Here is a 10655-nt window from a genome sequence, read left to right as displayed (position 1 = left end):
TCTTTTGTGATTTTTCCTGGCGATTAGCTCCGGGAAAAGCTTACGAAGAGCTTGGGCTCATATTCTTATTGCCGGTCACTATAATTTCTTTCATAATGAGAAGCAGGAAATGAAAGAATTGAGTGAATTGTTCTATGAGAAACCCGTACTTAACAGGCTACTTTCCGCTGCTGTCGATCATTATGTTCAGCCTGGCCCTGTCCCTGCGCACGGAAATCGAGTTAATCGCCATCCTGAAAAATGCCGGGATTTACGATGGGATGCTGGAATTCTTTTCAGATACCGGTATTAAACTGTCTTTGCTGGCGTTGCTGATGGTTGTATATTTCATGGTGTTCGCGGCCTTGAAGTTGATTGCCGATACCATCAATGAAGTCACCCTTTTACTATTTTCCAGGGATCATGAGGGGGAAAGCCTGAAACTGATCCACAAAGGAGCCATTGTTTACTTTGCTGGCGGAATTGCAGCATTGGCCAGCTTCTTCAGTTTCACCGGAATAGGTTCCATATTTTTAATAACAACTATCGTCTATTTCATTTACTTTGTTTATAAAATAAGCCCCAAGCTCACAGCCGCAGGACTGATTGGAACCGTGTTCTTCCAGGTCATCCTCTGGAGTACGCTCGTACTGGGCATCATTTATATTGCGGTAAAAGTGTATAACAGCCTGATCGCAAGCCTGCCGATTTAGCCGTTTTATTGGGAGAAATCCGATCATAGAGATGAGATGACGGACGAAAATTGGTTGTGCCAAAAGGGGGAAAGTGTCCGTCACAAGGTTGATGACGGACAGAATCGATCGTGCAGCAGAAAAGAGTGTCCGTCAAAAGAGTGATGACGGACAGAAATTGGCGTGCAGAAGAAAAAAGTGTCCGTCATAGGAGTGATGACGGACAAAAATTGGCGTGCAGAAGGAAAAAGTGTCCGTCATAAGAGTGATGACGGACAGAATCGGTCGTTCAGAAGAAAAGAGTGTCCGTCATAGGAGTGATGACGGACAAAAATGGTCGAGCAGCAGAAAAGAGTGTCCGTCACAAGAGTAATGACGGACAAAAATTGGCGTACAGAAGGAAAAAATGTCCGTCATAATGGCGCTGACGGGTGTTTTAAGAGGAACCGGGCAGAGTTCATTCGAACTGCCCGGTTTATTTTTTCATGATATCACGCCAGATCAATAGATGAGGCGACTGCTGATTGATATGTTCCATGCTCTGCGGCTTGTCTTTGCCGACCCAGACTCCTGCTGTGTACGGTCCGTTGAAGCCGATGAACCAGAAATCCTTGAAGTCATTTGTCGTTCCGGTCTTGCCACCGGCACCAGGTCCGGCACCAGCAGCTTTTCTTGCAGTTCCTTCGGCAACGGTCTTTTGCATCAGGCTCCGAACTTTTTCGGCAGTGCTCGGATTCCACACTTGTGCAGGCTCGTCGTTCCATTTATAAAGTACTTCCCCATCCGAACCTATTACATTCGAGATTGCCCTTGGCTTTAGGAAAAGGCCTTTATTGCTGAAAACGGTATAAGCTGATGTCATTTCAAGCGGACTGACTCCAGTTGTGAAGCCGCCAACTGCCGCGGCAAGCACATGATCCTGTGCTGTTACTTTTTCAAATTGAAAGGGTGCTAGGTCACTGAAGGCTTCATCTGTTCCAACCTGCTGTAAAAGCCTTACTGCCGGTGTATTGTAGGAATGAATAAATGCTTTCTCAAGCGGGACCATCCCATAGTTTGATCCCCCATAGTTCTTTGGGCAATAACCCTTGATGCAAAGCGGGCCGGCGTTTACTTGAGAATCCTCGTTGGCATCGAACCTTTCAAAGTAAGGTGCATAAACCAGCAATGGCTTAATCGAAGAGCCTGGCTGGCGAAACGCCTGGTATGCTCGGTTGAAGTCGCCGATCCGATAATCCTTTCCTCCGGCGACTGCCACTATCTGCCCGGTTTCATGGTTGACCACTGTGGCGGCACCTTGAACCTTAGCATCTTGGAGGTGGGTTTTAACAGCCTTGACTGTCCGCTTTTGTAAACCAATATCCAGATTTGTATGGATGACCACTCCTGAACGAAGCAATTCCTCCATTCTTGATGTTAGTTCGTCGCTATCATTAAGATTTTCCTTCTCTGAAATCAATTCCCTCAGCTCGTGTAAAGCATAGGAAGTGTAATCAGGATATGAATTTTTCCGGGATTCGACTTTCAGTATGATTTTTTCATGCTTTAGTTTTTGGGCGGATGCAGGTTTGATTTTTCCGTGTTGTGCAAGCTGCTCCAACAGCCGTTCCTGACGTTTTTTCGTCCGCTCGAAGTGCTGTATCGGGTCATAATAAGACGGATTATTTGGAATCGCAGCAAGGAAGGCTTGTTCCGCCTCGGAAAGGTCCATAGGGGCTTTTTTAAAATAGAAGTCCGCTGCGGCCTTGATTCCATATGCATTATTGTGAAAATAAATCGCATTTAAATACTGTTCAAGAATCTCTGCCTTTGAAAAAGTTTTCTCCAGCTGGTATGCATATAATACTTCGCTCAGCTTGCGATTATATGATTTCTGGTGGTTAAGATATTGGTTCCGCGCCAGCTGCTGGGTAATCGTGCTTGCGCCCTGTTCAATGTCATCTGAATGAATATTGATGGCCAGCGCGCGGCCAATTGCCGGCAAGTCGAAACCGGGATGTTTTTCAAAATTACGGTCTTCAGAAACAATGAATACCTCTTTAATGAAATCAGGGATTTCATGCCCTCCAGCATAGCTCCTGTTCATCGGCCGGTGAATCTCGGTAATGACTTCACCATTATTTGCAAGGATCCTGCTCGTTTGGGAGAGCTTCGTGTTGGTCAAATCGATATTTTGATCAAGGGTGTCACTGAAGCTTACAGCATTTCCTGCTTCTGTATAGGTTAAGGTCACAACGGTAATAAACGCTGGAATTAATAGTAGTATCAAAAGGTAGCCTGTTATAATCCTCACGGTAATTCCTTTCTGCATTCATTTTTCTTTCCACTCTCCATAATATCGGAACAGACGAGCTGAAATTTACTTTCTTTTTTAGTCAAAAAATTGCTACATCTAAATTGCAGAAAATTTAAAAATTTATTAAAAAACGTGCTATAATAGATAAAATAATCGACCGAAAAGCATATACTGGTTACATACAACTACTGGCTTTTCAGAAAGTTGGGGAAGCATGAGCGAAAAAGAAAGGACAACATTATTTATTGATTTTGAGTTTACGATGCCTGACCGGAACAGCAGGGGAAGGGGCTTTTACCCGGAAATCATTGAAGCTGGCGCTGTCCTAGTTGAGAACAGCAAGGTGGTTGAACAATTTTCTTCGTATGTCCGGCCGCTGCGTTTTCCGATTTTGACAGATCGCTGCCGTTCATTTCTGAACATCACCCAGGAGCAGGTGAATTCGGGTATTACGTTCAAGGCTTTGGTAGATAAGCTTAGGTCAATGGGGGGAAGCAAGAATTGCCAGATTGTCACCTGGGGCAATATGGACATGAAGGTGTTGCTGCAAAATTGCCAGCAGGCGTCTGTCGCTTTTCCGCTGCCGGGTAAGCAGATCGATCTTTCGATGGAATATAAGCGTTTCTTCGGCGACCAGAACCAAACAGGTTTATGGAAGGCAGTGCAGGAGTATGGCAGGGAAGGTACAGGCAAACATCACCGCGCCCTTGATGATGCTTTGACGACCTACCATATTTACAAGCTTGTGGAAAAAGACAAACAATATTTGCAAAGACCGGAACCGGCTACAATCGGGGACATGGTCGACTTTTCCAAACTGCTCAATAAATTTGCATAGAAAAGCCAGATTGGAAAAAACAATCTGGCTTTTTGCGTCTATGCTGTTTTTGGTTGAGAAAGAAACAAAGTTCTCGGAACGAGCCTTATTTAAAATAATCTTTTTCCAGAGATTCGAGGTTTCTCAGGCTCTGCTGCGCCCATGATGAATCGTCGCCTTCAAGTTCACCGCGAAGCTTGGTTGTCGCTTCTTTTAACGATTCAAGGTAATCAGGGATTTCGCCATCGTACGGCTTGACCATTTTTTCCGGGATGTTAGCCTGTTCGCGGTAAGATAATGCTTTTCTCTCGTGAAAAAAGCCAACCGCTGCATCCTTCGGGTTATGGAGATCGCCCTGCATTGGATGTTTTGCGACAGCCAACACTCGGACAAGATAGTGCTGTGGCCGGCGTTCCGTGATTTCGCCTATGTATTTGCCGGTTTTGTAAATGGCGGTTACTTGATCGCCGATGTTCAATTCAGCCATGTTAATGCTCCTTTCGGAATACACATAATTTCTTTTATTATAGCAAAAACAAAGGTGCAAAACATTTTGTAATCGTTTAAAGTGTCTATAGGAGGGATACATACAATGACTAAAAAAATATTGGCAGTACTTTTTGCAATGATGGTTGTTCTCGCTGGCTGTGGCACCGCTGACGAAAAGCAGGAAGCAGACAAGCAGACCGAGGACAAGACGAATGCAGGACAAGCAGTTGAGGAGGATCTCGATTATCCTCAAGCGACAGCAGAAGTCCAGGAAAATGAAAGGCTTGTGGAAATGGTCACTTCCATGGGAACTGTTAAAATCAAGCTTTTCCCTGAGCAGGCTCCAAAAGCGGTAGAGAACTTTATTAAGCATAGCGAAGAGGGCTACTATGAAGGAGTCACTTTCCACCGCGTTATTGACGGATTCATGATCCAAGGCGGCGATCCTGATGGAACGGGGATGGGCGGTGAAAGCATCTACGGCGCTCCATTTGAAGATGAATTTTCACAACAGCTCTTCAACATCCGCGGTGCATTATCAATGGCCAATTCCGGACCTAACACAAATGGAAGCCAGTTCTTCATCGTCCAAAACAAGGAACTTGATGCTAGTCTGCCAGAGAAGATGAAGCAGGCAGGTTACCCTGAAGAAGTCCTGAAGATGTATGAAGCTGGCGGCACGCCACACCTTGATGGCAGACACACTGTGTTCGGTCAGGTAGTCGAGGGAATGGATGTTGTTGATAAGATTGCCTCTGCACCAACGGGCGCTCAGGACAAGCCAGAGGAAGATGTCGTCATCGAAAAAATCAATGTACTGAAATAGGAAGTTGTTTGCGGTTGGATGAAAATCCAAACCTTGATATAATGTTTGGAGAGCTGATGAAAGGAAGATGAGAATGAGTAAGTGGTTTGTCATCTCATTATTTTTATATTTTCCGGAAGACAAGACAGAATATATCCCGGCCGCGTTCACTTCACTCGTTTTCCTGATCGGAGCGATCCTGACGATGAGGTACATCATCAAAGTTTCCAAAAGGGAAGCCCAGAAAGCAAGGGAGCACGAGCAGGCAATAATGAAACAAATGAATGATCATAAGGAGAACAGCTGATTGATTGGCTGTTCTTTTTTATGGGCGAAAAAACTGGTAAAATTCGAACGGAATTTCCAGTTTGCGGAATTAAGGGTAGATTTCGCGGAAGCCTGCATCGATATCGCGGAATTATACCCCTAATTCGCGGAATTCACCGCAAATTGACCGTAAAAACCAAAATTTCTGGTTTAAACGATAAAAAATCGGGGTAAAAGTCATGTTTTCATTATTTTACTAAAACGTTATAATACAATTTATATTCTAAAATGAAGTTAGGGGTATAAATTGAAGAATTTACAGATAGAGAAGATTGTCGAAGAAACTCTTGTCCAATCTGGCAGCAGTGTGAAGGTAGAACTTGAGGATTTTTTCCCGGGCGACCGTTTTGCGGGCGGGAAATATAATTTTGGAACTCATACGATTACTATATATATTGAAGAGATCAAGGCGCAATGTCTGCAGGTCTTTACGTCTTTGGATCATTTTGAAGATTATCTTGCCGTTGTTCTTGCGCATGAGATTGGTCATGCCGAGGATAGCGAACTAGCGGAGCTGATCCAGCGTATGGAGGAAACCGGCAATGACGTGTTGAAGAAGAGGATGGCCCTCCAGATTGAGATGAATGCCTGGGATTATGCGCGCATGCTGATTCCGCAAAGGCTGCATCCATTCATGGACACGATCATTGGCTATTCTTTAGAGCCATATTACGAAGCGCTGGAAGTGAGCGCATAAAAACTGGAGCGATCCCGAATGGGAAGGCTCCAGTTTTGTTTTCTAAAAGTCTAACTGAATGCCAGCTTCAGCCTCTCAAGTCCCTCATTCAAGGTTTCGCGCGGGCAGGCAAGGTTCATCCGGACAAAGCCTTCGCCGCCTTCACCATACTTCGTTCCCGGTTCCAGTCCGAGTTTCCCTTTTTCCAGCAGCTGATCCTTGATCTCCTCGTCGCTCAAACCGAGTCCGCGGCAATCGATCCAGAGGAGGTAGGTAGCATCTGCTTTCATCGGTTTTAGTGCTGGCAGGTGTTCGGCAATAAAATCAGTTGCGATATTCATATTCTTATCTAAATATTCAAGCAGCTGCTCCAGCCATTCTTCACCTTCACGGTAGGCAGCTTCCATTCCTGCAATCGCAAAGGCATTCAATGTAAAGAAGCCTTGCTGCTCCTGGACTTTTTTGAATTTCGCCTTGAGTTCCTTGTTCGGGATCAAGGCAGCGGAAGCCTGGAGTCCGGCAAGGTTGAAGGTTTTGCTTGGCGCGACGAAGGTGGTTGTGATCTCCGTGAATTCTTCCTTGATCGAGGCGATTGGAATATGGACATTGGGTTTGAACACAAGATCTGAATGGATTTCATCGGAAACAATCAGAACGTCATGCTTTACGCAAAGATCGCCGATTTTTTTCAGTTCATCCCGAGTCCAGACTCTGCCTCCAGGGTTATGCGGGTTACAAAGAATGAACATTTTCACGCCATCCTGCAGCTTGGCTTCAAAGTCGGCAAAATCCACTTCGAATCGGCTATTCTCTATCAATAGATTAGAAGTAACCAGGGTGCGTTCGTTATTTTTGACCATGTTAAAAAATGGTGTATACACTGGAGAATGAACAAGCACCTTATCGCCTTTTTCCGTAAACGCGCGAATAGCCGTGCTGATCGAAGGGACGACACCTTCGCTGAAAACAATGGATGATTTCTTGAATTCGCAATCATGGCGATTTTTCATCCAATCCTGGATGGCTTCTGTTACTGACAACGGAACAAAGGTATAGCCGAATATCCCGTGTTCGATCCGATCCTTCAGTGCATCGGTGACCGCCTTGGGAGGATGGAAATCCATATCTGCGACCCACATTGGCAGGACATCATCTTTGCCAAAAACCTTCTCAATCGCATCCCACTTTACTGAATGCGAATTGTTCCTGTCCACTACCTTGTCAAAATTTATTCTTTCCACTATGTACGCACCGCCTTCTCCTTTAAAAATTTATCCTGCTCTAACTATATGATAAAATATTATTAAAAAATAATCAGGTGATTGGATTGGAATCGAAAGAACTTAGTTATAAATTAATAGATGTTTTAAATAAATGGGATCCCTTCAAGGTTGGCGAAGGCCAGTTCGACCCGGAAATCGCCGATATCCTTCAGGCTGTCCATGATTATGACGAAGCCGATAAAATCGCCCGCAGGATCCAGTCCGTTTTCGAGTTTTCGTTCGAACATGTCCTGCCGTATGATCAATGCCTGACAGTCGCAAACACAATGCTTGCGATCAAAAATGAAGATGTCTGCTCCTTATAACTCTTCTCTATACGAACAGAAACGGCAGCCATCAGCGGCTGCCGTTTACTGTTGCTTCAGCTGTTTCCTCTGCTGCTATGAACCTGTTTATCAGTTGATGGACATCCTCCGGGCGTTCCTCGGGGACGAGGTGGCCGGTTTCTTTTAAAATGATGAGCTCTGAATTCTTCAAATCTTTATTCAACTTTCTCCCGATCCGGACGGGGACGACTTTATCGTGTTCACCCCATATCAGCAGGCAAGGAGCTTCGATTCGCCTTAACTCTTCGGATGAAAGGTCGCCCTCCCGGTGGCGGATCATCATCGTCAAGGCTTTGAAAATATCATCCTCCAGGAATGGAGAGAGATAGCCATACAGCATCTCATCATTGATCATCGAATGGTCATATACGACGTTCTGCAGGTTTTGCTTTACACCAGAGCGTGCCAGGTGGAACTTTACGTAAAGATGGAAATACGGGATGTAGCTTGAAAGGACAAGCGGCAGCTTTGCCTTTTTCAAATATCCCGAACTGCAAAGCAAGATTCCTTTTTTCGCATACTCCGGATGATGCAAAAGGATATTCATGGCGATTTGGCCGCCCATTGAATGCCCTACGACATTGAATTCGTGGACGCCTAGGGATTTCATCAGCTCAACGACTGTCGCGGCCAAGTTCTCATAGGAATATTTGAAGCTCGATAACTTCCCGCTTTTCCCAAAAGGGGGAAGGTCCACTGAAATCACGTTATAATCCTCTTTTAACAGAGGAATCAAATGCCTGAAGCTGAAAGTAGAGGACAGAAAACCATGGAGCAGAACCAAAGTTTCCTCTGCGTCAGGGTTCTGGTAGTGCTCATAGTAAAGGTCGATTCCTCTAACGGTTTTATTCCTGGCAAATTCCATCGGCTTTCACTCCTGACATATTAGGCAAGGTATGCCATTTATTTTCCCCGCAAAACGCTGCTTCACACAATAAAAAACAAAAAATATGGCGACCAATGCTGGTGCCCATTAAAAAAGGGGGGAATACTAGAAAGCCTTATGGGACTAGGATAGCCAGATTGGCAGAATAGTATACATTTTTTTAAAAAAAAATTTAATAGCTGGGTCTCATTCTCTGCGGCTGACTTTAACGGCAGCCAAAAAAATAGAGCAGGCAGAATAAACTGCCTGCTAAGTAGTTTTATGATCATTGCAGGTTACAAGCTGCTTGGTCTTTGGTCGAGTTCTGGCGGTGCAGCGTAATAAACCTCTCCCATTAATTCGGATGCAGGGACATCAAGGGCTGTCGAGATCTTTAGAATCGTCTGCAATTTAGGTGTTTGCTCGCCGCTTTCGTATCTTTGGATCGTCCGCGTACCTACCCTGATTTTTAAAGCGAGCTCCTCCTGGGAGATTCCGACTCGTTCACGGCACATCTTGATATTCTGTCCAATTGCAGTCATCGCTCATCACCTCCAAAAATAAAATATCTCTTACTATAAGTTTATCATTAAAATTTTGAAAATATCGACAATAATGTGAACGTTTTCTTAACTTTAGATTATACCAATCGATTGTAAAAAAACAATGCCAATACCTATTGGTACGATGTATCGGATAGAAAAATACCAGATGTTGAATAATAAGCGATTGCTTTCAGGACCTTCCTCCAATTCACGTCTGACCACTTTTCTGGGCATGACATAACCGACGAATATGGCGATGAAGAAAGCTCCCAGCGGAAGGGCAATATTGCTCGTCAGGAAATCAGCAAGATCGAAGAAGGTTTTTCCGAAAAATTTCACCTCCGATAAAACACCGAAGGAAAGAGCATTCGGAATTCCCGCAGCGAAAACAAGCAGGCCAGCAATCCAGGAAAACTTCTTCCGTTTATTTTTGTTTCCTTTGGAAAGTACCGCGACGATGATCTCAAGAATTGAAAACGCGGATGTCAAAGTCGCAAAAAGCAGCAGAATCAAGAAGATCGTCATAAATACCCCGCCAAATGCAAGTTCATTGAATACGGCAGGCAGTACGACAAAAACGAGTCCGGGACCTGCTTCAGGTTCTAAACCAAACGCGAATACAGCCGGGAAAATGACAAGGCCGGCTAGCAGCGATATGAGAATATTCAACCCGACTACAGAAAAAGCGGATTTTGCCAGGCTTTCACCCTTGGGCAAATAAGAAGCATAAGTCACCATTACGGAAAGTCCGACACTTAAAGCGAAAAAGGACTGTCCCAGTGCCATCAAAATGGTTTGACCTGTTACCGCTGACCAGTCTGGCTTCAGGAAAAACTCAACCCCGGCCATCGCTCCATCCAGAGTTAAAGACCTGATTACGAGGATGATAAAAAGGATGAACAGAGCGGGCATCATGTATTTGCTCGCTTTTTCAATGCCCTGCTGGACACCGCCCTGCACGACCCAGATGGTCAGGACAAGGAATAACAGTTGAACAGCAACAGCTTCAACAGGATTGGCTATGATGCTTTCGAATGTTGCACCGTAGTCCGCCTGGGTCAATCCTGAAAGTGATCCGGTAAGGCTCCGCGCCAAATAGGAAAGGATCCACCCGCCAACTACACTGTAGAAAGACAGGATCAGGAAGGACGCAATGACACCGCCATACCCAAGCAAAGGCCAAGCGCTTTTCGGTGCCAGGTGTTTATAAGACATAACAGCGTCCTTTTGAGTATTGCGGCCAATGATAAATTCAGCCAGCAAGATAGGTGCGCCTATAAAAATAGTCATCAGCAAGAAGAAGATCAGAAAGATGCCGCCTCCATTTGTTCCTGCCATGTAGGGGAATTTCCAAATCGCCCCGAGTCCAATGGCTGATCCCGCTGCAGCCAGAATGAAGCCAAGCTTTGAAGTCCATTGTTCGTGCTTGTTCATGAGAAAACTCCTTTTAAAAAATCTGAATATTTATATTTTCTGACAAAATAAAAAAATACCTTTTCATGTTACTATTTTTTCAGGAAAAAGCATAGCATTTTCAGGCTTTAAACAATTATTA

Annotated in this window: 12 protein-coding genes; 6 read left to right on the top strand and 6 right to left on the bottom strand. The window is 44.7% G+C overall.

Annotated elements, in window-relative coordinates; genetic code table 11:
- The first annotated feature begins 134 nt into the window (after positions 1-134).
- Entirely contained in the window at positions 135-692 is a 558-nt protein-coding gene (locus tag FOF60_RS20495; RefSeq protein ID WP_192472620.1) for a DUF5366 family protein, read from the top strand.
- Between the two features lie 454 nt (positions 693-1146).
- Here FOF60_RS20495 and FOF60_RS20490 read toward each other — a convergent pair whose 3' ends face one another.
- A complete protein-coding gene (locus tag FOF60_RS20490) occupies positions 1147-2982 on the bottom strand; it encodes a transglycosylase domain-containing protein (protein ID WP_225650309.1) in 1836 nt (611 codons plus the stop codon).
- 199 nt (positions 2983-3181) lie between these two features.
- Here FOF60_RS20490 and kapD point away from each other — a divergent pair, with 199 nt between their 5' ends.
- Positions 3182-3805: a 3'-5' exonuclease KapD gene (kapD, locus tag FOF60_RS20485; protein WP_192472619.1), complete on the top strand. Its 624-nt coding sequence runs from the start codon at positions 3182-3184 to the stop codon at positions 3803-3805.
- Between the two features lie 85 nt (positions 3806-3890).
- Here kapD and FOF60_RS20480 read toward each other — a convergent pair whose 3' ends face one another.
- A complete protein-coding gene (locus FOF60_RS20480; protein ID WP_192472618.1) occupies positions 3891-4271 on the bottom strand; it encodes a kinase-associated lipoprotein KapB in 381 nt (126 codons plus the stop codon).
- 105 nt (positions 4272-4376) lie between these two features.
- On the opposite strand from FOF60_RS20480, the gene FOF60_RS20475 reads away from it, so the two are divergent.
- The 3 genes from FOF60_RS20475 (at position 4377) to FOF60_RS20465 (ending at position 6102) form a co-directional block, all read left to right on the top strand.
- Positions 4377-5099, top strand: coding sequence for a peptidylprolyl isomerase (locus FOF60_RS20475; RefSeq protein WP_192472617.1), 723 nt, complete (start codon positions 4377-4379; stop codon positions 5097-5099).
- A gap of 73 nt (positions 5100-5172) precedes the next feature.
- Positions 5173-5385, top strand: coding sequence for a hypothetical protein (locus tag FOF60_RS20470; protein WP_192472616.1), 213 nt, complete (start codon positions 5173-5175; stop codon positions 5383-5385).
- A 267-nt stretch (positions 5386-5652) separates the two neighbouring features.
- Complete coding sequence (locus FOF60_RS20465) at positions 5653-6102, top strand: hypothetical protein (RefSeq protein ID WP_192472615.1); 450 nt, start codon at positions 5653-5655, stop codon at positions 6100-6102.
- Between the two features lie 50 nt (positions 6103-6152).
- Here FOF60_RS20465 and FOF60_RS20460 read toward each other — a convergent pair whose 3' ends face one another.
- Positions 6153-7322 (bottom strand): MalY/PatB family protein, encoded by a 1170-nt coding sequence (locus FOF60_RS20460; RefSeq protein ID WP_319801545.1) that lies wholly within the window; start codon positions 7320-7322, stop codon positions 6153-6155.
- Positions 7323-7408: 86 nt separating this feature from the next.
- Between FOF60_RS20460 and FOF60_RS20455 the strand changes: the two genes are divergently transcribed.
- Positions 7409-7669, top strand: a complete 261-nt coding sequence (locus FOF60_RS20455; RefSeq protein ID WP_192472614.1) for a DUF1871 family protein — start codon at positions 7409-7411, stop codon at positions 7667-7669.
- Positions 7670-7700: 31 nt separating this feature from the next.
- Here the strand turns inward: FOF60_RS20455 and FOF60_RS20450 are convergent, their stop codons facing one another.
- The 3 genes from FOF60_RS20450 to FOF60_RS20440 all read right to left on the bottom strand — a co-directional run bounded on the left by FOF60_RS20450 (position 7701) and on the right by FOF60_RS20440 (position 10534).
- Positions 7701-8555, bottom strand: coding sequence for an alpha/beta fold hydrolase (locus FOF60_RS20450; RefSeq protein ID WP_192472613.1), 855 nt, complete (start codon positions 8553-8555; stop codon positions 7701-7703).
- A 296-nt stretch (positions 8556-8851) separates the two neighbouring features.
- Entirely contained in the window at positions 8852-9097 is a 246-nt protein-coding gene (locus FOF60_RS20445) for a helix-turn-helix domain-containing protein (protein ID WP_192472612.1), read from the bottom strand.
- A 93-nt stretch (positions 9098-9190) separates the two neighbouring features.
- Complete coding sequence (locus tag FOF60_RS20440; RefSeq protein ID WP_192472611.1) at positions 9191-10534, bottom strand: sodium-dependent transporter; 1344 nt, start codon at positions 10532-10534, stop codon at positions 9191-9193.
- Positions 10535-10655: the final 121 nt, after the last annotated feature.

This window comes from Mesobacillus jeotgali (genome assembly GCF_014856545.2).
GTDB lineage: Bacteria > Bacillota > Bacilli > Bacillales > Cytobacillaceae > Mesobacillus.
Note: the sequence above shows the minus strand (reverse complement) of the source record. Positions and strands in the feature narration are given on the sequence as shown.